The organism is Pseudomonas sp. URIL14HWK12:I12 (assembly GCF_003097135.1).
Taxonomy (GTDB): Bacteria; Pseudomonadota; Gammaproteobacteria; order Pseudomonadales; family Pseudomonadaceae; genus Aquipseudomonas.
On record NZ_QEQL01000001.1, the window covers coordinates 139,378 to 164,779 of the forward strand.

Sequence of the window (25,402 nt, forward strand, 5' to 3'; positions counted from 1 at the left end):
GCTAAGCCACATGCGCGTTGGGTTCAAACAGGTATTAATGCACGCCGTAGGAGGTCGCCATGAGCACTCTGGGACTGTCACCCCTGGAACTTCGCAGCATCATCGAAAAAGCTTTCCTGCCACTGCAATGCCGCTGTGAGGAGGCGGCTAACGGATCCCTGAGCGTATGGGTGGAAAGCCCGGACACCGGTCGCCTGGAGCTGCTGGGAAAGGACGTCGTTACTGATAGGTTGCACAGTAGCCGTGACATCAACGACCTGATTGCCCGGCTGCGCAAGCAGCGCAGCCAAGGCAATGCAGCTAGCCGGCGGGTTGCCGCCAGCTAGCGCGTTCAGGCAGTGATGGTGTGGTGCGAATCGTCCACACCCACGGTGGTCACCTCGGCGGCGATGGCCACGGGGGCGGTGCCAGCCGCCTGGGCCGTTGGCGTCGTTTCGGCGGGTGCCGTGTTCGCAAATACGAACTGGCTGGCCGTCAGGTCCTGGCTATGGTTGCCTGCCAATGCAAGCTCGAAACGGTTGCCATTGGCATCGGCGTCCAGGTCTTTGAGGTAGGTGCGGTCGCTGCTGGCGTTGTACACCACTTGCAAGGTCCCGTTCTTGCCGTCGCCCAACCCGGTAAAGCCCAATTTCGACACATCGATCTTGTCCTGGCCTGCATCGAAGTCCAGGATAAGATCGCTTTTGCTCATGCTGGCGTCCCGGTAGCTGTCGGTCAGCGCATCAAAGCGGAAGGTGTCGGCACCGGCGCCTCCGGTGAGCTTATCTGCGCCCTGGCCGCCGACAAGCGTGTCGTTGCCGCTGGTGCCGATCAGCACGTCATTGCCGCTGGTGCCAGCGATGACCTTGCCTGACGGGCTGGCGAACACGAAGTTGCCCGCAGTCAGGTCGTTCATGTGGTTGCCGTCCAGGGCGAGCTCGAAGCGGTTGCCGTTGGCGTCTTCATCGCGGCTTTTGATGTAGGTTTTCGTGCCTGCACTGTTGAGCACCAATTGCACGGTGCCCCCATGGCCGTCGCCCAGGCCGGTGATACCCAAGGCCGACAGGTCGATCTTGTCGGAGCTGACGTTGAAATCAGTGATGTCGTCGCCTTGGTCGACTGGCGTAGTGCCATAGTTGCGGTAGCTGTCCTGCAGCGAGGTGTAGATGAAGGTATCGCGGCCCGCACCTCCGGTAAGTACATCCGCACCTGCGCCACCCACGATGATGTCGTCGCCGCCGCCGGCGACGATGGTATCGTTGCCCGCCAACCCGTAGAACGTCTCGGCACCGTCGCTGCCTACTAGGCTGTCATTGCCGCTGGTGCCAGTGATAACGTGCTCGAAAACGAAATTACTTGCCGTCAATGTGCTGACCAGGTTGCCCTTCAGGCCGATTTCGAAGCGGTTGCCGTTTGCGTCGGCATCCAGGCTTTTGACGAAGGTCTTGTCGGTGGCCGCGCTGTAGCTGATCTGCAAGGTACCGTTCTTGCCGTTGCCCAGGCCGGTGAAGCCCAACCCCGCCAGGTCAATCTGGTCGGAGCTAGGGTTGAAGTCGGTGATGGTGTCGGAGAAGCTCGAGGTCGCGGTGCGGTAGCTGTCGGTGATCGCTTCGAAGCGGAACACATCGGCGCCTTTGCCACCGGTGAGCGTGTCGGCACCTGCGCCACCGACCAGGATGTCGTTACCGCTGACGCCGTTGAGCACATCATTGCCCGCGCCACCAACGATCAGGTCTGCGTCGGCTGTGCCGACCAAGTTGTCATTGCCGTCAGTGCCGGTGATCACGTTCAGCGGCACGGTGGCGCTCACGTAGCTGCCGTCGCCGTACACCAGGGTGCTGCCCTTGCTGGTGTGGCTGATGGTGTTGCCAACGATCGCGTTACGGTCGGTCCCATCCTCATTGCGCTCGGCCACACCGTAGGTGGACTGATCGCTACCGGTGATGGTGTTGTCCTTGATGATGTTGTCGGAGCCTGCGTAGTAATTGCCCGAAACACCTTTGGTGTCGTCATAAGACTGCACGATGACCTCAGGCACCGGGTTGGTCTGCGCATTGTCAGTGATCGTATTGTTTTCCACGGTCACGTTGCTGCTGCCGTACAGGCGCACGCCTGCCGTGCCGTTGTCATGCACGTTCACGCTGTCGACGGTGACGTGGTTGGACATCTTCACCAATACGCCTTCGGCGGCGTTGTCGTAAACCTCGCCTCCGGTAATGGTGATGTTGTAGGGGGAGGGGATGTCCTCGCTGCCGCGCTGCACCACGATGCCGCCGCCACCGTTGCCGTAGGCAATGTTGTCTTCGAGGGTGAAATCATGGGTGCTGGTGACAATGTTGAAACCATGGCGGTCATTGTCGTAAGCAACGTTGTTCTTGAAGGTGCTGTCGTACAGGTAGTCTGCAACGAACCCGTCCAGCCCGTTGCCATGCGACACGCAGTTCTGGATGACCATGTTCTCGGTCTGTTCATGCGGGTCGAAGCCATAGCCTTCGCAGTTCTTGATCTCGACACCGTCGAGGGTGACGTTGGAGTCCTTACCTTCCTGGCCCGGGGCATAGCCGTTGAACCAGCCGTCGATCTTGCCGCTGGTATTTTCGCGGTTGCCATCGATGGTGATGTTCGAAAGGCCGAAGTCGTGAGTTTCCTCGGCATATGCCGAGCGCACGATGCCAGTGATAGCCATGTTGGTACCGTCGGCCAACTTCAGTGTGGTTTCACCCATACCGGCGCCGGACATGTACACATTACTCTTGAGCATGATGCAGCCGTCGGACGGTTCGTCATGCCCGGAAACGATGTAGGTGCCTGTGGGCACGAACACCTGGCCGCCACCGGCAGCCGAGGCGGCGTCGACGGCCGCCTGAATTGCTGCGGTATCGTCGGTTACGCCGTCGCCCACTGCCCCGTAGTCTTTCACATTGAAGATCATCGCTTGCTCCGTCATCCATTCGGGCCGGGGCGGCTTGCCCGGGCTGAGCCCGCGCGCCGCGCGGCGTGCGTCAAGAAATGGGCGCTTTTGCGCCTCGCTGTGGTTTCACAGCCAACGCTTTGACAGAGCAAAGGGTTTTTGGTTTTTGCCGTTGGTCAGGGAGACACGAAACGACAGTTTCAGTGGCGAGAAAGCAACAGGCCAGTGCCCGCAGCGCCCAGCAATGTGCCACTGGCGCGGTTGAACAACCGGCGTGCGCTACGGGTTGCCAGCCAGCGCCTGGCGTGCAAGCCAAGCCATGCATAAATCCCGATGGCAACCCACTCCAGCACCAGGAACAACATGCCCAGCACGGCAAATTGGGGCAGGGGCGGTTGGTTGAGCTCCAGAAACTGCGGAAGGAAGGCGGTGAAAATCAAAATGGCCTTGGGGTTGCCCGCCGCCACCAGCAACTCGGTGCGCATCAGGCCGGGGACGTTTGCCGCAATGGGTGCGCCAAAACGAGCCTGCTCTGGCACCGGCGCTCGCCACAGTTGCACCGCGAGCCACAGCAGGTAGAACGCACCCACCGTCTTGATGACGGCAAAAGCCCATTGAGACGCCACCAATATCGTGGCCAGCCCCAACGCTGCCAGTGCGATCATCACGCTGAATGCTGCCAACCGGCCAAGCCCGGCCAGGCAGGCGACGCGCCACCCATGCTGGGTCGCGTTGTTCAGCGCGAGCAAGTTGTTAGGCCCCGGCGCAAGATTCAGCGCAAAGCACGCTGGTATGAACAGCAGTAACGTGGCAAGCGACATCCCAAGGCTCCTTTTCGGGGCGCGCCGCGTGAATCAGACGATCACGCCCTGGCTGCGCAGGTAATCATCATAGCTGCCGCTGAAGTCGGTCACGCCGGTCTCCGAAAGTTCGATGATGCGCGTGGCCAGCGAGGAGACGAACTCACGGTCGTGGCTGACGAACAGCAGGGTGCCTGGGTAGTGCTCGAGCGCAAGGTTGAGCGCCTCGATCGACTCCATGTCCAAGTGGTTGGTAGGTTCGTCCATCACCAGCACGTTAGGTTTCTGGCAGGCCAGTTTGCCGAACAGCATACGGCCCTGCTCGCCACCTGACAGCACCTTCACCGACTTCTGGATATCGTCGGCCGAGAACAGCATGCGCCCCAATGCCGCGCGGATGTTCTGCTCGCCCTGGGTCCATTGCCCCATCCATTCGAACAGCGTGTCATTGGCCTCGAAGTCGTGCGCGTGGTCTTGGGCGTAGTAGCCAAGCTCTGCCGCTTCGGCCCATTTCACCGAGCCTTGGTCGGGGGCCAGTTCATTCATCAAGGTGCGTAGCAGCGTCGTCTTGCCGATCCCGTTAGGGCCGATGATCGCCACCCGCTCCCCGGCTTCGACTTGCAGGTTCAGGCCGCTGAACAGGGGTTTGCCGTCAAAGCCCTTAGCGACTTTTTCGAGCGTGAGTGCCTGGCGGTGCAGCTTTTTGGTCTGATCGAACCGGATATAAGGGCTCACGCGGCTGGACGGCTTGACTTCGTCGAGCTGGATCTTGTCGATCTGGCGAGCACGCGAGGTTGCCTGCTTGGCTTTGGAGGCGTTGGCCGAAAAGCGGCTGACGAACTGTTGCAGCTCGGCAATCTGCGCCTTCTTCTTGGCGTTGTCGGACAGCAGGCGCTCACGCGCCTGAGTGGCGACGGTCATGTACTCGTCGTAGTTACCGGGGAACAGGCGCAGCTCGCCGTAGTCCAGGTCAGCCATGTGGGTGCAGACGCTGTTGAGGAAGTGGCGGTCGTGGGAAATGATCACCATGGTGCTGGACCGGGTGGTGAGCACGCCTTCCAGCCAGCGGATGGTGTTGATGTCCAGGTGGTTGGTAGGTTCGTCGAGCAGCAGCACTTCCGGGTCGGAGAACAGTGCCTGGGCCAGCAGCACCCGCAGCTTCCAGCCTGGTGCGACTTCGCTCATCGGGCCGAAGTGCTGTTCCAGCGGGATACCCAGGCCCAGCAGCAGCTCGCCAGCGCGGGATTCGGCGGTGTAGCCGTCCATCTCGGCGAACTCCGACTCCAACTCGGCGACCTTCATGCCGTCTTCTTCGCTCATTTCTGGCAGGCTGTAGATGCGGTCGCGTTCAGCCTTGACCTTCCACAGCTCTTCGTGGCCCATGATCACGGTGTCGATCACGCTGAAGTCTTCGTAGGCGAACTGGTCCTGGCGCAGTTTACCCAGGCGCACGTTGGGCTCGAGCATCACCTGCCCGCCGGAGGGCACCAAGTCCCCGCCCATGATCTTCATGAAAGTCGACTTGCCGCAGCCGTTGGCGCCGATCAGGCCGTAGCGGTTGCCGTTGTTGAATTTGACCGAGACGTTCTCGAACAGCGGCTTGGGGCCGAACTGCATGGTGATGTTGGCGGTGGAGATCAAGGGCCTTACCTATTAGTGAGTTACGCTGGGGGAGAGTCTGCTGATACCGATTTGATACCGATCTGCAGTTTTTCCATCTCGCCCCAGTCCGAGCTTGAGTTGATCCAACGGGCATACGTGGGCAGAAGCATCTGAATGCTGTGCCCAAGGTGTTGGGAAATGAATGCGGGGTTTGGACCGGACATTGCGTGCATTGTCGCATAGCTGTGCCTGCAGTTATACGGGCCGGGCAGCGCTCATTGAGCTTCACGTTACCCAACGATCCCTGGGTGACCGTGGGTTCTCAAGCGGCGGAAGCTGCTGCTACGATCTGCGCAGAGATCTTTTGCACACATGCTGGGAGCAAGGATGGCCGTCGTCACCGGTAGCGGCATTGGGCAAGCGGACATCGCTCTGCTCGCCAAAAAATTTTCGGTTACGTTCCCTCGTGACTACTCCGACTTTCTCCGAACGTATAACGGATTCAGGGTTAAGTCCCCGGATTACTGCAACATGCGTTTCGACAAGGTCGACAATGGCTTCATATCATTTGATGCCCTGTTTGGTCATGGGGGCAGTAACGAATATTTCGATATGCTGGCCATGAATCAGGAGCTTCTCGATGAGCTGGATTTCGTAGCGGCCGCGGCCATTATCGGGGCCGATCCGGGCGGTAACTACTATGTCTTGATCACCGAAGGCCAGCAATCCGGTGTTTATTACTGGGACCGCTCATGCCTGCATGCAGAGGATGCGAAACGGGGTTATGACATTGCTGGGGGCGAGCCATGCCAGCACCTGTACCAAGTTGCAGCCACCTTTCAGCAATTCTTCGACACGGTGGCGGAGCTGACAATCCGTAAAGGAATGTCCGTGTCTGCATATGTAGGTTGAAGTTGGCTCGGCCCGTCATTCAGCCTCAAGCGCGATGCCTTCGAAGCGCAGGGGGCATCAGGCAACGCGTATCGATGCGAAATTCATCTGTCCAAACTCAACGGCTACTTTTCGCTGCGCTTGCGGCTGGCCTTGTGCAATGCGCCGCTGATGCAGGGTGTCAATCGAGTGCTTGAGCAGGCACTGCGCGATCCAGGCTATGTTTACCCGGGCAATTGAAGCCTGGCCGATACCGAGCGGTCGATCAAAGGGCGCGTCCGAGACATTGGGCTACCTACCCTCGGTAACCAAGGCAGCACTTGGCTGCATGCGCCCCCGGAGAGCCCCGCCAGCGAGCCGTGATGCGCTCTCTACCGCACAGCAATGGGGCGTTGTGTTCCGTACTGATCCGTTCGGCTACACAACGCCCCCTTACAACTCATGGAAAATGTAATTTCCGGCCTCGCCTGGCTCTGTCGCAAGCGCGCGAGCGGCAAGCGCTTGTTCCAGCTCAGCGTTGCGTACGCAGATGCGCCAAGGGCGCCGAGCTGCAGTGCCGGTGCCGAGCCCTTCGAACGCAGCGAGCATATCGGCTACCGCGGGCCTGTAAATGGCAAACCCGTTTCCCTTCCATGCCGCTACCGTGATACCCAGCGCCTCGCACCATTGGACCTTAAGCCGCGCATCGTCTCGGTCAGCCTGGCGGGATTGCAGGATCAACTGGGTCAGCTCTCGATCCGAGCCAAGCAGGTCACCCTGGCCCCAGCTTTCCGGTGGGCAGTCCTTGGCCTGGGGCGTCATGGAAATGAACGGGTTGATCTCCGCTGGGTAGATCCTGCACACCAGCGGCCGCTCGTGGTAAATCCCGCAACGGTTGTCGACGCCCAGGTTAGGGCATTGCGGGATTACATTGGCCGCCAGGATGGCGATAACGTTCAATGGAGCGCTTGCGCACTCAACGGGCGCTGATCGCTGCAGGTGGTAATCGAACTCGGCAGCGCCGGCAGGCCACGCCGACTCGTCGAATGCTTCGAGCAATAACGCCACCGGGTGCCCGCGCTCTAACCAGAGGCGGGCCTCGGCCACCGTCAGGGGAACGAAGCGGCCACGGCAGCATGACCCGCACCCCACGCAGGTAAAACGGATGTCGCCAGCAGTGTTTTCAGGCATGAGTCATGCTAGGCCTCAGGTCAGGTGGGGGTAAGGGCAACAGGCCACTTGCCGCAGAAGCTTAGCTAAGGGAAGTGCATGGCGCGAGGCCCAGAAGGGTTGCCAGCGCCAGGCATGTGTCCCGGCAGCCTTTGCCGCCGTCAGGTAGCCGTGAACCTAGTGCAATGCCCCAGTGCCAAGGCTACTGGGGCGATATTCGATCAATACAGTGGGTAATCAGGTGGCCATCGGCTTTGATTTGAATGACCTTCTCGCTTTTCGAAGTGTGGTCGAGCAAGGCAGTTTTCGCAGCGCTGCCGATGCGATTCGCATCACTCAATCGGCCTTGAGCCGGCGCATCGAAAAGCTGGAAACCGCGTTGGGCGTGAAGCTGTTCGACAGAACGACACGTAAGGTCTCCCTGACCAACGTAGGCCGTGCTTTTCTACCTCAGGTCGAACGCCTGCTCGACGATCTGGACCTTGCCTTGCTCAGCGTGGGGGAGGCGGGCGCACTTCGCACCGGCACGCTGACCGTGGCCTGCGTGCCCTCTGCAGCTTATTACTTCCTGCCGCATGCGGTACGCAGCTTCCATGCTCAATACCCTCGCATCAAGGTCAGGTTGATTGATGCATCAGCCAATGAAGTCAGCGCGGCGGTCACCTCTGGAGAAGCCGATTTTGGCGTTAGCTTCAGCGGTAACCTCGACCCTGAAGTCGAATTCAGCCAATTGATGGAGGAGCACTACGTCATCGCCTGCCGCCGCGATCACCCCTTGGCGGGCCGCGAAGCCGTAACCTGGGCCGAGGCCTACCAGCATGACTACATCACATTGGGCAGGTCTTCCGGTAATCGCCTGGTGATAGACAAGGCGTTGCAGGGCCTGAAGGTCGAAAAGCCCAGCATCTGCGAGGCTCGCCATGTGACGACCTTGCTAGGGCTGGTGGAGGCGGGCTTGGGAGTGGCGGCAGTGCCGTCGATCGCCCTGCCAATTGCGCCTCACCCCATTCTGGCCAGCGTGGCGCTGGTCGAGCCGGAAGTGGTGAGGCAGATGGGCATCCTCAAGCGCCGGGGGCGCACGTTGACGCCCGCGGCACTGCAGTTGGAGCGGCTGATTCGCGAGTTGCCTGAGCGATCAGCGAGGCACTGAGTCCAGGCCGGTTTTGCGCACAGTATCCTGAGCCTCCTGGGAAGACAAAAACTGCAGCAGCTGTTTTGCCTCGGCCGGGTGCTCGGCATTTTTCGGGATGCCGGCAGCAAAGCGGGTAACCGACTGCACGCTTTCCGGAATCTTGCCCACATAGGTGATGCCATTGACCGGAAGCAGTTCTGCGACCTGCTGGAAGCCTACTTCGTAGTCACCATTGGCAACCACCGAGCCTACCGGAATGCGCTCGATCATCTTGCTCTTGGGGGCCAGCTGTTGCTCGATCCCGAGTTTTTTGTACAGCTCGTTCTCGATGTAGACACCGCTGGCACTGTCGGAATAGGCCACAGACTTGGCAGCCAGCAAGGTCTTCTTCAGATCCGCTTCGGTCGCGATGGAGGGTTTGCTGGCTCCCGCTTTGACCGCCATGCCGATACGCGAGTCGGCCAGCTCAACACGCGAGGCCGGGTCTACCTTGCCCTGCTTGATCAGGTCGTCCAGCGCATAGCCGACCATGATCACCACATCGGCATGCTCGCCGCGCGCCAGGCGATTGGGGATTGCCTCCTGGGCTTTGCCCATCGAGGGGCCCAGCACAGTATTCAAGGTGTTGCCGCTGTCTTTGATGTATTGCGGGCTGAGGGCTTTGAAGGCGGCGGTGAAGCCCCCGGAAGTCATGACGGTCAGCTCTTCAGCCTGGGCCGCTGTGCTGAGCGCGCAGGCCGCCAGTAGTAGGGCAGAGAAACAGTTAAGCATGGGTTTCATAGCGGTTCCTTGTTTTTAGTTATGCAGCGACGGGGGTACGGGTCGCCAGGCGGCGGTAGAGCACAAGCGTTGCGGTGAAGGCGCAGAGGGCAGCGAACATCATCCAGTACGCCGGAGCAGCCTTGTCGGCCGATACGTGAATTAGCCAGGTAGAGACCGCAGGCGTAAAGCCACCGAATATCGCCGTGGCAAGGCTGTAGGCCAGGGAGAAGCCGGCGACTCGCACTTCAACCGGCATGATTTCCGTGAGCGCCGGAATCATCGCTCCGTTGTAGATGCCGTACAGGAACGAGAACCACAGCAGCACTTCGAGCATGTGGGCGAAACTCGGCGCCTGGGCCAGGAACGACAGCGCCGGATAGGCAGTGATCAGCGTCAGCAACGACATGGCGGCCAGCAGTGGCTTGCGGCCTACGCGGTCGCTCAACGCACCGCCAATCGGCAACCAGAAAAAGTTGGAGACACCCACCAGCAGCGTGACGATCAATGCATCGCCGGTACTGAGCTGCAATACCGTTTTACCGAAAGTAGGGGCATAAACAGTGATCATGTAAAAGGCGGTAGTAGTCATCGCTACCATCAGCATGCCCAAGATCACGATCGCAGCGTTGCTGTACAGCGTGGCGAACACCGCTTTCATGGTAGGGCGTTGCTTGCGCGTCGAAAATTCCTCGGTTTCCTGCAGGCTGCGGCGCAGAAGAAAAATGAACGGAATGATCAGGCAACCGACGGCAAAGGGAACTCTCCAACCCCATTGCATCAGTTCGGCAGGCGCCAGCCAGCTGTTCAACCCGTAGCCCAGGGCCGCTGCAACGACGATCGCCACCTGTTGGCTTGCCGACTGCCAGCTTGCGAAGAAGCCCTTGCGGCCCGGCGTAGCCATTTCAGCCAGGTAAACCGACACACCGCCCATCTCGGCGCCCGCCGAAAAGCCCTGCAGCAGCCGCCCCAGCAATACCAGTGCCGGCGCCCATAGGCCGATGCTCGAGTATCCCGGCACCAGCACGATGAGAAGGGTACCGCTGGCCATGATCGCCAGGGTAACGATCAGCCCCTTGCGCCGGCCGACGTCGTCGATGTACGCACCCAGGATGATCGCCCCCAGCGGGCGCATCAGAAAGCCCGCGCCGAAGACAGCGAAGGTCATCATCAGCGAGGCGAATTCGTTGGTAGAAGGGAAGAACGCGGCAGCGATCTGGGCGGCATAGAAGCCGAACAGGAAGAAGTCGAACTGTTCCAGAAAGTTACCAGAGGTGACCCGGAACACCATTCCGGCCTTGGATTTCTGCTTGGGAGCTAGGCTTTGCCCGTGCATTGTTATCTCCAGCGATTTTTAGATTGTTTGTAAGCGCTTGTAACTAGAGATTCTCAAGCAGATTTTCGAATCGGATAAACGTTTGTTTCGCATGGATTGATGCGTGAAACCGATCAGTGGTTGCTTTCCACTGCTCGCCCTGTGCAAATGACACCTTCGCAGGAAGCTTTCAACCTTTGAGAAGCTAACCGTTGACCCAGCGGGAACCGGCCTTCACATCACCGGTCCGACGTGACACAGCTTTGAGAAGTCGAGAGCGTCTCGTGAATAATGCCCTGATAGTGGAAGACGAATTTATCGCCCGGCAGTTGCTGACGGACGTGATTTCCGGGCTGGGCCTGCAGGTCACCGCTGTTCAGACCGCCGATGAAGGCAGGCAGGAATTTTCAAAGGACCCTCAACATTGGGCCTTGGTGGTGACTGACTTCTTCACCCCGGGGCTCAGCACCGGCTCGGACCTGGTCAGGGACATCCAAAGCATGCGTTCAGACTGCCCGGTAATCGTGTCCAGCGGTTATCTGGACCATGACGACATGCTTGCGGCAGACAATATCAGGCTGCTGATCAAGCCTTGGACGATTAGCCACCTTGAGCTGATAGTGACCGAATTGACCGGCCAAGAGGCATCGCAAGGAAGGGATGATCGATGATTCGCTGATCGGTCGATTACCCTATTTCCGGCGGCCGGCTGCGGTGTTCTATGGCGGCACTGCCGGTGGCAAAGGCCGGTTTTTCGGCCACCTCGCACACGACGCTTGACAACCGCCATCAAAAGGTAGAGATTTTCCCCATCGTGTCACTCCTGCATCCAGCCAGGAGTGGCCAAATAACCCGGCCCCCGTGCCGGGTTTTTTTGTGCCCAAGAAAAGCCTCGACCTCGGTCGGGGCTTTTTACGTTATGGGCACAAGGAAACCGCAACACCCAACCTTCAACTCATTTTCGAGGTAACACCCATGGCTAATTCAAGTACTGGCATCAACGGCCTGACCAACATCCCCCTGCTGGGAATCAACCTAGGCTCCCATGCCAATGCACGGCAGATCGTGCCGGGCGAGGCCGGCACTCATTACTTTTGGCCGACCCGCGACACCATCACCCTATGGGTGAAGCAACGCGGTGTGCGCCTGATTCGTTTTCCCTTCGAAGTCCAACGGGCGATCAACCTCACCAATGAAGGCCTGCCCGGGCAAGGCGCAAGCCTGGACACTACCTTCGTCAGCAAGTGGAAGGAGTTGCTGGGTTGGATTCGTGCCGACTCCAACGGCGAAGCCAAGATCATCCCCGACCCACATCACTACATGCGTTTGATGCGTTACGAGACTGCCAACGGCAAGATGACGGGCCGCCTGCTACCTGCCAACGAGGCAGGCAACCAAGGTAACCGGTGGAAGGCCACGGAGCCGGTGCTGATCAACGACAGCAACAGCATCAGCGGTGCAGCGTGGTCGGCCATTCACTTGGCCAACTTCCACCAGAAGCTGGTGCAGTCCTGCGATGATCCGATGGTCCTGGGCTGGGGGCTGGGCAATGAGCCGTATTTCAACGAGCAGACCGGCGCTACCGACTACATCACCCAGGCAGGCATGAAAACGCTGTACATCAACACCATGAATACGGTGCTCAAGTACCTGCGCAACAGCTCCAGCAAGCCGGTGTTCATTTGCGGGCTTCAGTTCGCCAGCGCCCGCAACTGGGAGACCTACTCGGCCGACCTGCAGGCGCAGATTGTCGACCCGGCCAATGCAATCGTCTGGGAGGTCCATGGCTATGGCGATGTAAACAATAGTTCCAGCGGTGCCTATGAAGGCGACAACACGCAGATCAAGGCAGATATCTTCACCAGCGCGGACTACGGCATCTTCAGCCCGATGTTCAAGTACGCCAGCGACCACAAGATGGCCACCTACATCGGTGAAGTCGGCGTGCCAGGCACCGACGCTGGGCGCACGGCGCTGAAGAACCTGCTGGAGCGCCTCAAGTTGGAGAAGGTGCCGGCTACGTTGTGGATCACCGGGCCCGGTTCGGAAACCGAGAAGATGAGCCTTGAACGCTCCGACCAGGCCTCGACCGTTGCGATGGTGATGCCTTACTTCGCTCAGCGGCTAAGCCACTGGAACTATTCGGCTTCCTGAGCATGATGACGAGCGGCTGCCTGCCAGCCGCTCGATTTTTTACGCAATGTGCCCCTCAAGGGGCTTTTTTCGTTACGCAATCAGCGCGAAATCAATCGGCAGTGAAGTCCGACGCCTCCATCTTGCGGCCGTTGATCAAGGGCAATACTTGCAGCTGCGCGCGCGAGCCTTTCCTTTTTAGCTCATTGATCGCATGTAGCACGATAACGTGGAGGAGGTCGCGGTTCTGATACTGCCACGGTTCGATCAAACGGCTGACCGAAGCATTCGCCTCGGGGTCCCACAGCTCGATCAACATGGTCTGGTCGCTGTAGGCGATCTTGTGCTTGAGGGGCGGGTCCAGCGTAGACAACGCTGATTTCAAGTCTTCCATGGCCATGCTCTCTAGAGTGATGCTCTATTGACTGTGTGGCGCGGCGCGGTGTTCAGCGGATGTTGCTGCGGTGGGGGAGGGAAGTTGTTGAACCATTCAGTTCGCTAAACGTCAATGACTTGAGTCATTACATCCGGTCGTTGCAAATGAGTGAGCAGGTCGAGGTTTTGGTGGTTGAGGATGAGTCGTTGCTTAGCGAACTCATGCTGGAGGTTCTGAGTGATCACAACGTGAAGGTAACGTTGGCGGTTACTGCGGACCAAGGGCGGGAGCTGTTCGCCCAGTCTCCTGACCAGTGGGGGCTGGTAATCACAGACGTACTGACGCCCGGTAGATCGACCGGCTGCGACTTGGCGTGGGACGTCCACCGGGGGCAACCCCAGATTCCTGTGCTGGTATGCACCGGTTTCATGACCGAGATCTGCAACCTGCCGCCTTCGGCCCAAATGCTGGCAAAGCCTTGGTCGTTAAGCCAGTTCGAAGAGCGCGTCGTTCATGCATTGGCCCAGGCTGTCGAGCGCGAGGTTGCGGCACCGGCGCGGTTGGCGCCAGCAGCCAGCCGAAGCCTCGCCGAGGTTACTTCGCAACAGGCGACAGCCCAACAGCGGTAGCCGCTCACGCTTCAGGTAACTCCAGTAACAATTGCGGGCCATCATTGCGCACGTTCCCCACGTCCTTGCTCACCCGATACCACTCGAATTCGGCTGGCCCTGTGCCCAAGTGTGCGGCGATTAGCTCGGCGCGTACCTGAGTGGTCTGTGGGTTGGCCCATTCACGAGCGAGTTCCGGGCACAACACTACCGGCCGACGATCATGAATATCCACCAGGCCGCCCGCTGAATCGGCTGTGAGGATTACAAACCCCTCGCCAGGCGTTCCGATAGCGGCGAAGAACATGGGAGCTCCGGACTGCAGCCTGATGAAGTAGGGCTGCTTGCGTTTCGGATCGCGCTCATCTTGCACCCACTCGTACCAGCCGGTGGCCGGCACCAATAGCCTATGTGGCCAGGCCTCGCGGAAAAAGCGGTTCGTGGCCACGGTTTCGACCCGTGCGTTGATCGGCGGCGGCCGCTCCCCCGTCGCCCAGTGCGGCCGCCAACCCCACCGGATCTGCGAAATCAATAGCCCGGCATCGCTGCTGCTGAATACGCTGACCGGCGCTGAGGGAGCGACATTGAAACGCGCAAGGGCATCGTTGCCGGGCCTGTTGCTGGCTTCGTGCACGCCCAGCCAGTCGACGTAGTCCGCCAGGCTGCGATCTTGTACAAACCTTCCACACATGGGAGCCACCTATCGCTTTTGCGTGCTGCCATATTGACCCCACGCGAGCCGAACGTTTAACTGTATGCATACACAGTAGCGCAGTTTCTTCTCATGATCACTACCTTCGGCCCAGTGCGGTGCGGCGCATTACGCCTGCCCGTCTATTCGTTCCGCGTGCCCGCGGGTTTTCCTTCCCCGGCCACAGACCACCTTGATCAGGCCATCTCCCTGGACGAGCTGTTTCGCCTGCGTGCACCTAGCATCTACCTGGTGCGTATTGAAGGCGACAGCATGATCGGCGCTGGCATTCACGACGGTGACCTGCTGATCGTCGACCGCGCGATCGAACCGGCCCATGGTCAGATCGTGATCGCCGCAGTCAATGGCGAGCCCCTGTGCAAACGGCTGCATCGTCAGGCCGGGGAGGTGGCATTGATGTCCGAAAACCGAAGGTTTCCGCCTCGCTATATTCTCGACGGGGACGAGCTGCAAATCTGGGGTGTAGTCACTTTCAGCGTGCGCGACCATGACCGGCACGGGTGATGCGGCCTTTGCACTGATCGACTGCAACAGCTTCTATGCCAGCTGCGAGCGAGTGTTCCGGCCAGACCTGTCACGCACGCCCATCGTGGTACTGAGCAACAATGATGGCTGCGTAATTGCGCGCTCGGCCTGCGCCAAACCCCATGTGAAGATGGGGCAGCCGTATTTCCAGGTACGCGATGTCCTGCGCCGCCACGGTATCCTTGCGTTCTCCTCGAACTACGCGCTTTACGGCCAGATGAGCGAGCGGGTGATGGCCATCATCGAAGGCCTGGTGCCCCGGCTGGAGGTTTACAGCATCGATGAGGCTTTCGCCGACCTCCGCGGCCTGGGCGGCAACCTCGAGCGGCTGGGGCGCACCATACGCACACAGGTCAAGCGCGACACCGGCTTGCCGGTGGGGGTCGGCATCGGCCCAACCAAAACACTGGCCAAGCTCGCCAACTACGCCGCGAAGGTCTGGCAGCAGCAGACTGGCGGGGTGGTCGACCTGCACGCACCGGCTTACCGCGATTGGGTGCTGCGCCATTGTGACGTGGGTGAAGTGTGGGGCATCGGCCGGCGGATGAAGGCCCACCTCGAACCGCTGGGCATTCGCACCGCCTGGGATCTGGCCCATGCCGACGCGCGGGCTCTTGGCGAGCGCTTCAGCGTAGTGTTGGAAAAAACCATTCGAGAGCTTGCCGGCACCTCATGCCTTGCATTGGAGGATATCGAGCTGCCCCGCCGCGAGATCTGCTGCAGCCGCATGTTCGGTGATCGCCTGAGCGACCTGGCGCCGATCCGCGAGGCAGTGGCCAGCTACACCTTCCGTGCCGCCGAGAAATTGCGCGGCCAGCGTTCGCTGTGCAAGAAGCTGCGGGTCGGGATTCGTACCGGCATGTACAACACCGGCGAGGCGACTTACGCCACCGCGCAGATCGTGGAGCTTCCGTACCCTACCGACGATACCCGGTTGCTGACCCAGGCCGCCTGCGCAGCGGTAGAGCGGCTATTTCGCCCGGGGTATCGCTACAGCAAGGCCGAGGTGATGCTGCTTGAGCTGTGCCAGCGCGGGGAATACAGCGACGACCTGTTCACTGCTGCGCAGCCAGCGGCTGCGCAGAAGGTGATGGGCGTGCTCGATGCCATCAACGAGCGTTGGGGTAGGGGCACGCTGCGCACCGGTGCGTTTCCGAACGCGCCAGGGTGGGCGATGCGGCAGGACCTGATGAGCCAGCGCTACACCACGCGGCTGGATCAGCTCATGAAAGTACGGTGAGCGGCATCAGGTGGGCAAAGCGAGGTTTTGATACCACTGCGCGTAAGGCGTGTTCTTCACCAGAAACCGGTTCAGGTCGGGCGCACCGTCATCCCACCAGGGGGCTCCACGTTCTCCCAAGGCCGTCTTTACGGCATCTACCTGTTGGCGGGCGTCGATCAGGGCCTGGTCGTTACCGGCATCTTTTGCCCTTTTCACGGCCCGCCGTGCAGCCATCAGGTCGCCTACCAGCTGCTGGCGCACATCGGCCGCCAACGACGGGTCGCTACAGCGCCAAAGCCGGCCCCTGACCACGAAATAACGACCGTCTGGGGTGTGGGGGTAGGCGGGTTTCATGCGACGCCGTTAGGGCCGTCCAGCACCTGCCGCACCTTGCGCGCCAGATCGTGAGGCATGCACGGTTTGGAGATCACATCGAATTCGGTGCCACCAATGTCGGTGCGCTCCAGCGAGTTTTCCGCATAGCCGGTGGTCAGCAGCACTTTTACCGCGGGGTAACGGCGCCGCACCTCACGCGCGAGCATTACACCGTTCATGCCACCTGGCATGATCAGGTCGGTAAAGAGCAGGTCATAGGTATGCCCCCCCTCGAAGCGCTTCAAGGCTTCGCGGGCGTTGAGCACCATGTCGGCGAGATAGCCGTAGTCTTCCAGCACCATCTTGGCCAGCTCCGCCACGTCCGGGCGGTCTTCGACGATGAGGATGCGCTCGGTGCCAGCCTTCTGCTCGCTGAGCCGCTGCGGCTCGTGATGGGCGACGCTGCCGCTGTCGACCGGGAAATAGAGGCGCAAGGTGGTACCGACGCCTTCCTCTGTATAGATGCGCGCAGCGCCCCCGGACTGCTTGGCGAACCCGTAGACCATCGAGAGCCCCAGGCCCGAACCCTTTCCTTCGTCCTTGGTAGTGAAGAAGGGGTCCATCACCCGATCGCGAATGGCGGCCGGCATGCCAATGCCGTTGTCGGTGATGGCGATGCTGACGTAGTTACCCGGCAGCAGGCCGTCATAGTTGCCGCTGGCAAGGTCCTTCACAGCGATATTGCGGGTTTCAATGAAGATTCGCGGATCATCCCGGCCTATCAACGCGTCGCGGCTGTTGATCAGGATATTCAGCAAGGCCACTTCTGCCTGGGTTGGGTCAATCCTGCAGTTTTTGAGTACCGGCTCAAGGTCGTAGTCGATCGATACGTCGGGGCCGAAGGTGCGCTCTATCATCGGCTCGATATTGGCCACCATCTGGTTGAGGTTCAGCACACGGCCTTGCAGCTTTTGCTTTCTCGCGAAGGCCAGGAGCTGTTTGGTCAGCGTGCTGGCGCGGTCCACTGCCGATTGAGCGTGGTCGACACTGCGCCGGATGCGTTGTACATCGGGCGAACCCTTGTTCAGGGTGGAGGTGATCAGCCCTAGGTAGCCGCCCATCACCTGCAGCAGATTGTTGAAGTCGTGGGCAATACCCCCGGTCAGCTGGCCCAAGGCTTCCATTTTCTGGGCTTGGCGCAAAGCATCTTCAGCGTCGCGGCGGCGGCTCACGTCCAGTTGCGAGGCGAAGAAATAGATCAAGTCGCCGTTGTCGTTGAGAATGGGCGAGATGAACAGCGCATTCCAGAAGGTCGAGCCGTCTTTTCTATAGTTGAGGATCTCGGTGGCGATATCCCGTTTGTTGGCTATCGCTTCTCGCACCGTGGCAACCACCTCACGATCCGTCTCCGGGCCCTGCAGAAAGCGGCAGTTATGCCCGAAGATCTCATCGGCGCTGTAGCCGGTCATTTCTAGAAAAGCGTGGTTGGCGAAAATGATTGGGTTATCCGGCCTGCTCGGGTCGGTCACAATCATCGGCATGCGCGTGGTCTCTACGGCAGCGAAGAAAATATCCTTGTGGGGCTGTGTGATATTGGCGCCGACGGTGTTGTCGACACGGACTTTTTCGCTCACTGAGCGCTCTCCAAGCAAATACGGGATGCCTATGTGATTCGCCTGAAGCGAAAACGTTTTATAGGGGGGGCAGCGCAATACCGCGTTCCAGCGAGGAAAATCCAAGGCCACTCGGTTTGGAACCTCAGCGTGCCGGGCACTGCCCAAACCTTAAGTCACTGAGGAGAAACATCATGGCGGAAAACCAACAGCAACCTGCAAAGGACGAGACGCCCGCACACTCCACCGAGCAAGAACGCGAACGGCTCAAGGACTTCAACAAAGGCGGCATCCCACCAGGCTCGAGCTGATGGAAAGGGCGTGGCCGGCACTTCATTGCTGCCGGCCGCAGGCCGAACGGCACCTGGGTAGGTGAGAGGGCGGCTGTGCTTTGAACCGAACGTTGCGCACACCTTGATTAGGGGTTACAACGCAATCTGTTTGCCTTGCCCATGGCGCCGTGATATTAGCTTCGGTCAACGCCACGCAGCATTACGCGCGGCACCGGCTACTGAGGCGTAAGCACGTGGGAATCGAGCAAGATAATCTAATCTCCAGGGAAGAACGCAACGCAATCGCGGAGATCGAAGCAACCACTGAAATCCTACGATTGGTGGTCCGGCTGACAGGCATGAGATTCGCGGCCATCGCCAAGTTTGCCGATGACGACTGGGTGGCCTGCAGCGTGAATGACCAGATCAGCCTTGGGATCCGCACCGGCGAAAGCTTTCCGCTCGAGCAGTCGATGTGCAGCAACATGATCGAGGAGCGCAAAACCCTTTACGTCCCCTCCATAAGCCGGGACGAGCGTTATCGTTCTAATATCGCCGCCCAACGCTATGGCTTCGACAGCTGCATCTCGGTACCGATTTTCGTGAACTCCAATGAGTTGTTCGGCGCACTGTGCGTGCTCGACCCAAGCGCTCAGTTGGATCAATCCACAGAGACGCTCGAGGCGCTGCAGATATTCTGCAACCTGATTGGCCGTATTTTCAGTTGGCACAAGGAAGGGGTGGGCGCTGAAGCGGCACTCGCTCAATAACTTAGTTATTCCAGCGGTGGGGTTTGCGCAAGGGCGCTAATTTTTCCGGGAAGCGGAACTGGCCTGCGCTATTACCTTCAGATGGCGCATGAGCTTCATTGATTTGGCTCGCGGCCTTCGGCGCTGTTCAGGCGCCACGGAGAAGTTGTGCAGTTCGTGACCTCGCCTCAACTGAAATTGTTGCTCAAGCTGCTGGCTCAGCCTATTCCCAGGCCGTGGCGGTACGTATTAGCGCTTGCGATGGTAGGGGTGTGCACGCTGATAAGGTCGCAATTGCCCCATTACATGCTGCCCTACCTGTTTTTCATCCCGTTTTTAATGATGAATGGGTTCTGGTTCGGCGTGGGGCCGGCGCTTGTCTCGACATTGGTAGCGACCGCAGCCGCCGAATATTTCTTTGTGGGAATTGCCTATTCCTTCGAATTCACGCAGCAACAGGTCATCAATAACCTGTCTTTCGCCTGCGTCAGCGGCTTGATGGCCGTGGTATGCGCGTTATTCCGGCGCAATTTGGAGCGGCTATTTCAGACCGGCGGAGATCTGGCACGCCAGGTAGAGCACCGCACTGAAGAACGAGACTCCATTTGGCTAATTTCTCCTGACATGCTGGGTGTGCTGGATGCCAGCGGCCGGCTGCTGGGCGTGAACCCGGCCTGGCAACACGCGCTGGGATGGAGCGAAGCAGAGCTGCTCGCTGGCCATTTCGAGCAGGTGATTTCCCCCGCCCAGCTGCAGCAGCGGCTAAGTGAAGTAGGCAAAGGCGAGGAAACAGTGCGCTTTGAAACCCAGTCAGCCACTCGCCTGGGCCAGCCGTGCTGGTTGTCGTGGCACATCGTAGCCAGCAATGCGCTGTTTTACGCCTGCGTGCGCGATGTCACCGAAGTCAAACGCCATCAGGCGGCGCTGGATGCCGCGGAACAGCAACTGCGACAAAGCCAGAAAATGGAGGCGGTCGGGCAGTTGACCGGCGGCATCGCCCATGACTTCAACAATCTTCTGACCGCCGTGAGCGGTAGCCAGGAACTGATGCTCATGCGTCTCAGGCAAGGGCGCACTCAGGACCTTGAACGTTATCTGGGCGTAGCGCAGGGGGCAGTGCAGCGCGCGGCCGCGCTGACCCACCGGCTACTGGCTTACGCACGCCGGCAAACACTGTCGGCCTCGGCGGTGAACGTGAACACGTTAGTGGCTGATATGCAGGAGTTGATCGCGCGCACGCTGGGCCCGCATATTCAGCTACAGGTGCGGCAGGCACACGACCTATGGCACTGCCTGTGCGATGCGCACCAACTCGACAACGCGTTGCTCAACCTGTGTATCAACGCGCGAGACGCCATGCCCAGCGGCGGGCAACTGGTCATCGAAACTGCTAACGCTCGTCTCGACGAAGCAGCGGGGCACCAGGCCGACATCGCCCCAGGCGAGTACGTCAGCGTTTCGGTCAGCGATACCGGTACGGGGATGTCGGCCCAGACGATCCAGCGGATATTCGACCCGTTTTTCACCACCAAGCCGGCCGGGGCCGGTACGGGCCTAGGGCTGTCGATGGTGTACGGTTTCGTTCGCCAGTCAGGTGGGCAAATACGCGCACGTTCCGAACTCGGCAAAGGTTCGACTCTGACGCTTTACCTGCCGCGCTGCCCGGCAGGGCCCCAGTGCGAAGCCAAGGTGCCTGCGAACTCTATGCCGCATCTGGCAGGGGCAACCTTACTGGTGGTCGACGACGAGCCCGCGATTCGGATGGTGGTTGCCGAAGCGCTGGAGGCCCATGGGGTGGTGGTGCTGCAGGCCGGAGATGCGGCCACGGCACTGACGATCCTGGAATCGGACGCGCCCCTCGACCTGATGATGACCGACGTAGGGCTGCCAGGCGAGGTCAACGGCGCCCACTTGGCAGCCACTGCCCGGCAACTGCGCACTGAATTGCCCGTGTTGTTCATAACAGGCTATGCGGAAAACGCCGTGATCCAGCAAGGCATGCTGGATACGCGCACGCAGGTGCTGACCAAACCGTTTGCTATTGAGGCGCTGACGGAGCGCCTGAATGCATTGATCCCTCACCGGGCAACGGTTGCCCATCCGCAGCTGCCCAGGCCCTGAAGAGGTGTACCAAGGGGGCTGTTGTACAGCAATGGCTGAAATAGCTATACAAAATGGGCGGTTCGTCCCTTGTCGCGAACCTATGACCGGCTTTTCCGTTCTTCTTGCTACAGGGTAGAGGGCAAGCGAAATGGATTACACAGTCAGGGTGCTGTTAGTGGAAGACGAGCCGGTACTGGGGGAGTTGATGGTCGACCTGCTCCAGGAAATGAACCTGCGTGTAACCTTGGCCGCCACCGCTGACCAAGGGCGCCAACTGTTTTGCAGCGCGCCGGAAAAATGGGGGCTGGTGGTCACCGATGTCCGCACACCCGGCCATTCGGATGGCTGCGACCTGGCCTGGGATGTGGAGCAGGCCTGCCGGCGCACGCCATTGCTGGTATGCAGCGGCTTCATGGTAGACACCATCGATTTGCCGCCGTCGGCCAATGTGTTGTCCAAGCCGTGGTCGCTTGAAGCGTTCGAGGCGCGGGTGCATACCCTACTGTCACCGCGGCGGCGCGACGATGACGAACAAGCGGCCGGTTTTACGAGCCCTGCCATGGCCTGATGTTCACCGGCCACCTTCAACTGCCCGAATCGCTACTACTGCTAATTGGCAGGCCCAATGGCCTGTTAAGTGAGGGTCGACGCCGCAATGGCAGACCTTTGCGTAGCGCTACTGGGTAAGCGAGCGCGCCGCTACCGCGCGCCCGCCCCTCTGAATCGACACCCTGCCTATTGCTGGCCCTGAGGCTTCTGCTCTTGAGCTGGCTTCATCTGGATAGAGGCCCCGGTGTCATTGCCGTTGGAATTGGCTTTGTTCTTGTCGCTACTGGAGCTGTCGAAGCAGCCGGCCAGGGGAGCGGCCAGCAGGGCCGCCAGGGTTAGCGTGCGAAGGGTAGTCATGGGGTTGTCCCTCAGATGGTGTGAATGTGTGCAGTCGAGCCCAGCAGGAAGGCGCCGCTCCCTTGGGCTGACCAACGGTAGTGGGCAATCTTTCTGAACACTGCTGTGACCTGCCGGGTCGTAATTGGCGAATCCATTGCCCTAGAGCGAGCCCGACCATGAGCCAGACCGTAGGCGACTTTCTTATCGACCGACTCAGCCAGTGGGGTGTAACGCGCATCTTTGGCTACCCAGGCGACGGCATCAATGGCGTATTCGGCGCCATGCGCCGTGCTCCGGGGAAAATCGAATTCGTGCAATGCCGCCACGAAGAAATGGCAGCGTTCATGGCCAGCGCACACGCGAAGTTCACCGGCGAGCTGGGCGTGTGCATCGCCACCTCCGGGCCCGGGGCCTCGCACCTGCTGACCGGGCTGTATGACGCGCGCATGGACCACATGCCGGTGCTCGCCATCGCCGGCCAGCAGGCGCGCACCGCCATGGGCGGGCACTACCAGCAGGAGCTCGACCTGCTGTCGATGTTCAAGGATGTTGCCGGTGCTTATGTGCAGCAGGCCAATGCGCCGTCGCAGGTGCGCCATCTGGTGGACCGCGCCGTGCGCACCGCGCTCGGTGAGCGCCGGGTCACTGCGCTGATCCTGCCCAATGACTTGCAGGAGCTGCCCTACGAGGAACCTGCCCGGGCCCATGGGACGCTGCATTCGGGTGTGGGCTTCACCCGGCCGAAGGTCGTGCCTTATGAGCAGGACCTGGCCCGGGCTGCCGAAGTGCTCAACGCCGGCGAGCGCGTCGCGATCCTGGTGGGCGCCGGTGCGTTGGGGGCGGGCGAGCAGGTGAGGGCGGTTGCTGAGCGGCTAGGCGCAGGGGTGGCCAAGGCGTTGCTGGGCAAAGCCGTGTTGCCTGATGCATTGCCCTGGGTCACAGGCAGCATCGGGCTGCTGGGCACCGAGGCGAGCTACCAGTTGATGAACGAGTGCGACACCCTGCTGATGATAGGCTCGGGTTTCCCTTATGCCGAATTTCTGCCCAAGGAGGGCCAGGCCCGGGGGGTGCAGATCGATCTGAGCCCGAACATGCTGGGCCTGCGCTACCCAATGGAGGTGAACCTGGTAGGCGACTCGGCCGACACCCTGAACGCCTTGCTGCCGCTGCTTGAGGCCCGCCCTCACCGCAAATGGCAGCAAAAAGTCGAGCGCTGGCGTGGCGACTGGGAGCGCAAGCTGGAGCGGCGTGCACTGGCCAGTGCCGAGCCGATCAACCCCCAGCGGGTGGTGCATGAGCTGTCGGCGCAATTGCCGGACGCGTCTATCATCACCAGCGACTCAGGCTCTTGCGCCAACTGGTATGCCCGCGACCTGAAAATCCGTGAAGGCATGATGTGTTCGCTCTCAGGTGGCCTGGCCTCGATGGGCGCAGCGGTGCCGTATGCCATCGCTGCCAAGTTCGCCCACCCGGAGCGGCCTGTGATCGCGCTGGTAGGCGATGGCGCAATGCAGATGAACAACCTGGCCGAGTTGATCACCGTCGCCAAGTACTGGAAACAGTGGGGCAATGGCCGTTGGATTTGCGCAGTGTTCAACAACCAGGACCTCAACCAGGTGACTTGGGAGCAGCGAGTGATGGAGGGTGACCCGAAGTTCTCGGCCTCGCAGGACATCCCCGACGTGCCCTATCACTTGTTCGCTATTTCCATTGGCTTGAAAGGCATCTACGTCGAGCGCGAGCAAGACGTGGCCGACGCCTGGGCCCAGGCGCTGGCAAGCGAGGTGCCGGTACTGCTGGAGTTCAAAACCGACCCCAATGTGCCGCCACTGCCACCGCACATCACCTTCGAGCAGGCAAAAAAGATGGCCAGTGCTCTGCTCAAGGGCGACCCCGACGAAGCTGGCATCATCAAACAGGCCGCTAAACAGCTCTTCGGCAGCGTGCTGCCGGGTGACCCAAAGGGCCAATGACTGCCAGAACAGGGAGGTTGAGTTGACGTAACCGGCACATGGCGTAAGGCTACTAACGACGGGCACCGATCAGGATGCGGCGTCCACTTACGCCAAGGAGCCGGTCTGTGCCCAACGTCAAACGCCTCGCTTTGTTCCTGGACGGTACCTGGAACACTGTCTATGACAACACCAACGTGTACCGCGCGAAAGCGCTGTGCAATGACTCCCCCGAACAGCGCTGCTATTACAGCAAGGGCGTGGGTACCCAAGTAGGCGAACGCCTCTTGGGTGGCCTGTTCGGCATCGGTATCGACCGGGAAGTGCTCAAGGCCTACGAATGGTTGGTCGACAACTATGAAGCCGATGCTCGGATCTACATTTTCGGCTTCAGCCGTGGGGCCTTCACCGCGCGGAGCCTGGCCGGCTTCATCTCCATTTGCGGGTTGCTCAAGCCTGGGTCGCCGATTTCGCTTACCCAGATCTTCGACCGTTACCGCAAGGGCAAGGCTGAACATTCGATCCGTGCCTTGGCAAACCTGCCCGAGGAGGGGCTGAGCCAGGGCGACCTTTGGCTCAAGCGCTATTCACGCGCTATTCCGATCTGGTTTCAGGGCGTGTGGGATACCGTTGGCGCAGTTGGCATACCGCTGCCTTGGTTGCCGCGGGTTAGCAGTGCCGACTTTGCCTTTCTGGAAACCGACCTGCGTATCAATGAAACCCACGGGTTCCATGCCCTGGCCGTCGACGAGCAGCGGCGAGCCTTCGCCCCGACCTTGTGGACGAAAGTGACCGAAAAATACGCAGACAACTACCCGCCGCGGCCTTTGGAACGCGTCGAGCAGCGCTGGTTCGTGGGCGCGCACGCCAACGTTGGCGGCGGCTACCCCAATGACCTGTTGGCCCAACCGCCGCTGCAGTGGCTGCTTCGAAAAGCGGCTGACCACGAGCTGGTGTTCAATGACCAGGTGATACTCGACGGCGATGAAGTCAAGGCCAAGGTCGAGGACTCCTATGCACAAATGGGTGGTGGGCTGTACCGGTTGCTGACCCTGGGCCGCCGGTGGTACCGGCCGATCGGCGCTGCGCCCTTGGAAACGCCGACGCAGTCAACCGCGGCGATCAACGAAACCATCGATGCCTCGGTGTTTCGCCGTTGGCGCGAGGATCCAGGGTATCGCCCGGTCAACCTGCAGCGTTGGGCCCAGGCACTTCAGCTTGACCCTGCCGCAGTCCAGAGTTGTCTGTGGGCACACGACGGCAAGCCGGTCGTCGAGGGCTCGGTCTAGCCCGGGGCTGAGGCAGGTGATCTCTATGGGTGCTGCACGGCATTGAGATATCGGCGATAGGCCGGCACAATCGCGCTCCGCCAACTAAGGGCCTTGTTCTTGAACCT

General features: G+C 60.3%; 24 protein-coding genes and 1 pseudogene. 13 read left to right on the forward strand and 12 right to left on the reverse strand.

Annotated elements, in window-relative coordinates:
• The first annotated feature begins 59 nt into the window (after nucleotides 1-59).
• Nucleotides 60-326, forward strand: coding sequence for a DUF1652 domain-containing protein (locus F474_RS00595; RefSeq protein WP_097086422.1), 267 nt, complete (start codon nucleotides 60-62; stop codon nucleotides 324-326).
• Between the two features lie 5 nt (nucleotides 327-331).
• Here F474_RS00595 and F474_RS00600 read toward each other — a convergent pair whose 3' ends face one another.
• The 4 genes and pseudogenes from F474_RS00600 to F474_RS22845 all read right to left on the reverse strand — a co-directional run.
• Nucleotides 332-2,911, reverse strand: coding sequence for a M10 family metallopeptidase C-terminal domain-containing protein (locus tag F474_RS00600; protein WP_097086424.1), 2,580 nt, complete (start codon nucleotides 2,909-2,911; stop codon nucleotides 332-334).
• A gap of 179 nt (nucleotides 2,912-3,090) precedes the next feature.
• The gene (locus tag F474_RS00605) at nucleotides 3,091-3,711 is read right to left on the reverse strand and encodes a LysE family translocator (protein ID WP_097086426.1); all 621 of its coding nucleotides are present in this window, start codon (nucleotides 3,709-3,711) and stop codon (nucleotides 3,091-3,093) included.
• Between the two features lie 33 nt (nucleotides 3,712-3,744).
• A complete protein-coding gene (locus F474_RS00610; protein ID WP_097086428.1) occupies nucleotides 3,745-5,331 on the reverse strand; it encodes an ABC-F family ATPase in 1,587 nt (528 codons plus the stop codon).
• A 20-nt stretch (nucleotides 5,332-5,351) separates the two neighbouring features.
• Nucleotides 5,352-5,555: pseudogene (locus F474_RS22845) on the reverse strand (site-specific integrase); the annotation flags it as partial.
• 124 nt (nucleotides 5,556-5,679) lie between these two features.
• Between F474_RS22845 and F474_RS00620 the strand changes: the two are divergent.
• Entirely contained in the window at nucleotides 5,680-6,204 is a 525-nt protein-coding gene (locus F474_RS00620; RefSeq protein WP_165830241.1) for an SMI1/KNR4 family protein, read from the forward strand.
• 411 nt (nucleotides 6,205-6,615) lie between these two features.
• Here F474_RS00620 and F474_RS00625 read toward each other — a convergent pair whose 3' ends face one another.
• Entirely contained in the window at nucleotides 6,616-7,353 is a 738-nt protein-coding gene (locus F474_RS00625) for a YkgJ family cysteine cluster protein (protein WP_256577791.1), read from the reverse strand.
• A 220-nt stretch (nucleotides 7,354-7,573) separates the two neighbouring features.
• Between F474_RS00625 and F474_RS00630 the strand changes: the two genes are divergently transcribed.
• A complete protein-coding gene (locus tag F474_RS00630) occupies nucleotides 7,574-8,482 on the forward strand; it encodes a LysR family transcriptional regulator (RefSeq protein WP_097086879.1) in 909 nt (302 codons plus the stop codon).
• On the opposite strand, the gene F474_RS00635 is transcribed toward F474_RS00630, so the two are convergent.
• Nucleotides 8,468-9,244 (reverse strand): substrate-binding domain-containing protein, encoded by a 777-nt coding sequence (locus tag F474_RS00635; RefSeq protein ID WP_097086432.1) that lies wholly within the window; start codon nucleotides 9,242-9,244, stop codon nucleotides 8,468-8,470. The genes F474_RS00630 and F474_RS00635 overlap by 15 nt on opposite strands.
• 19 nt (nucleotides 9,245-9,263) lie before the next feature.
• Nucleotides 9,264-10,559 carry an MFS transporter gene (locus tag F474_RS00640; RefSeq protein WP_097086434.1) on the reverse strand — a complete coding sequence of 432 codons (1,296 nt, stop codon included), beginning with the start codon at nucleotides 10,557-10,559 and terminating at the stop codon, nucleotides 9,264-9,266.
• Between the two features lie 263 nt (nucleotides 10,560-10,822).
• On the opposite strand from F474_RS00640, the gene F474_RS00645 reads away from it, so the two are divergent.
• A complete protein-coding gene (locus F474_RS00645) occupies nucleotides 10,823-11,209 on the forward strand; it encodes a response regulator (RefSeq protein WP_165830242.1) in 387 nt (128 codons plus the stop codon).
• A 304-nt stretch (nucleotides 11,210-11,513) separates the two neighbouring features.
• Nucleotides 11,514-12,692: a cellulase family glycosylhydrolase gene (locus tag F474_RS00650; protein WP_097086881.1), complete on the forward strand. Its 1,179-nt coding sequence runs from the start codon at nucleotides 11,514-11,516 to the stop codon at nucleotides 12,690-12,692.
• A gap of 91 nt (nucleotides 12,693-12,783) precedes the next feature.
• On the opposite strand, the gene F474_RS00655 is transcribed toward F474_RS00650, so the two are convergent.
• Nucleotides 12,784-13,065, reverse strand: a complete 282-nt coding sequence (locus tag F474_RS00655) for a hypothetical protein (RefSeq protein WP_097086438.1) — start codon at nucleotides 13,063-13,065, stop codon at nucleotides 12,784-12,786.
• 146 nt (nucleotides 13,066-13,211) lie between these two features.
• Here F474_RS00655 and F474_RS00660 point away from each other — a divergent pair, with 146 nt between their 5' ends.
• Entirely contained in the window at nucleotides 13,212-13,676 is a 465-nt protein-coding gene (locus F474_RS00660; RefSeq protein ID WP_165830243.1) for a response regulator, read from the forward strand.
• A 4-nt stretch (nucleotides 13,677-13,680) separates the two neighbouring features.
• Here F474_RS00660 and F474_RS00665 read toward each other — a convergent pair whose 3' ends face one another.
• Entirely contained in the window at nucleotides 13,681-14,346 is a 666-nt protein-coding gene (locus F474_RS00665) for an SOS response-associated peptidase (RefSeq protein ID WP_097086442.1), read from the reverse strand.
• Between the two features lie 93 nt (nucleotides 14,347-14,439).
• Between F474_RS00665 and F474_RS00670 the strand changes: the two genes are divergently transcribed.
• Nucleotides 14,440-14,871 carry a LexA family transcriptional regulator gene (locus F474_RS00670; protein WP_097086444.1) on the forward strand — a complete coding sequence of 144 codons (432 nt, stop codon included), beginning with the start codon at nucleotides 14,440-14,442 and terminating at the stop codon, nucleotides 14,869-14,871.
• Nucleotides 14,855-16,132: a translesion error-prone DNA polymerase V subunit UmuC gene (gene umuC / locus F474_RS00675; protein ID WP_097086447.1), complete on the forward strand. Its 1,278-nt coding sequence runs from the start codon at nucleotides 14,855-14,857 to the stop codon at nucleotides 16,130-16,132. Before F474_RS00670 ends, umuC begins: the two co-directional genes overlap by 17 nt.
• 6 nt (nucleotides 16,133-16,138) lie before the next feature.
• On the opposite strand, the gene F474_RS00680 is transcribed toward umuC, so the two are convergent.
• Nucleotides 16,139-16,468 carry a hypothetical protein gene (locus F474_RS00680; protein ID WP_097086449.1) on the reverse strand — a complete coding sequence of 110 codons (330 nt, stop codon included), beginning with the start codon at nucleotides 16,466-16,468 and terminating at the stop codon, nucleotides 16,139-16,141.
• Complete coding sequence (locus F474_RS00685) at nucleotides 16,465-18,063, reverse strand: hybrid sensor histidine kinase/response regulator (RefSeq protein WP_097086451.1); 1,599 nt, start codon at nucleotides 18,061-18,063, stop codon at nucleotides 16,465-16,467. The genes F474_RS00680 and F474_RS00685 overlap by 4 nt, the downstream gene beginning before the upstream one ends.
• 505 nt (nucleotides 18,064-18,568) lie before the next feature.
• On the opposite strand from F474_RS00685, the gene F474_RS00690 reads away from it, so the two are divergent.
• The 3 genes from F474_RS00690 to F474_RS00700 all read left to right on the forward strand — a co-directional run bounded on the left by F474_RS00690 (nucleotide 18,569) and on the right by F474_RS00700 (nucleotide 21,734).
• Nucleotides 18,569-19,084, forward strand: a complete 516-nt coding sequence (locus tag F474_RS00690; protein WP_256577792.1) for a GAF domain-containing protein — start codon at nucleotides 18,569-18,571, stop codon at nucleotides 19,082-19,084.
• Nucleotides 19,085-19,231: 147 nt separating this feature from the next.
• Nucleotides 19,232-21,184 (forward strand): ATP-binding protein, encoded by a 1,953-nt coding sequence (locus tag F474_RS00695; RefSeq protein WP_097086454.1) that lies wholly within the window; start codon nucleotides 19,232-19,234, stop codon nucleotides 21,182-21,184.
• 130 nt (nucleotides 21,185-21,314) lie between these two features.
• The gene (locus F474_RS00700) at nucleotides 21,315-21,734 is read left to right on the forward strand and encodes a response regulator (protein ID WP_097086456.1); all 420 of its coding nucleotides are present in this window, start codon (nucleotides 21,315-21,317) and stop codon (nucleotides 21,732-21,734) included.
• Nucleotides 21,735-21,901: 167 nt separating this feature from the next.
• Here the strand turns inward: F474_RS00700 and F474_RS22590 are convergent, their stop codons facing one another.
• The gene (locus tag F474_RS22590; RefSeq protein ID WP_165830244.1) at nucleotides 21,902-22,072 is read right to left on the reverse strand and encodes a hypothetical protein; all 171 of its coding nucleotides are present in this window, start codon (nucleotides 22,070-22,072) and stop codon (nucleotides 21,902-21,904) included.
• A gap of 158 nt (nucleotides 22,073-22,230) precedes the next feature.
• Here F474_RS22590 and F474_RS00705 point away from each other — a divergent pair, with 158 nt between their 5' ends.
• Nucleotides 22,231-24,027, forward strand: a complete 1,797-nt coding sequence (locus F474_RS00705) for a thiamine pyrophosphate-requiring protein (protein ID WP_097086458.1) — start codon at nucleotides 22,231-22,233, stop codon at nucleotides 24,025-24,027.
• Nucleotides 24,028-24,134: 107 nt separating this feature from the next.
• Nucleotides 24,135-25,295, forward strand: coding sequence for a DUF2235 domain-containing protein (locus F474_RS00710; RefSeq protein ID WP_165830245.1), 1,161 nt, complete (start codon nucleotides 24,135-24,137; stop codon nucleotides 25,293-25,295).
• Nucleotides 25,296-25,402: the final 107 nt, after the last annotated feature.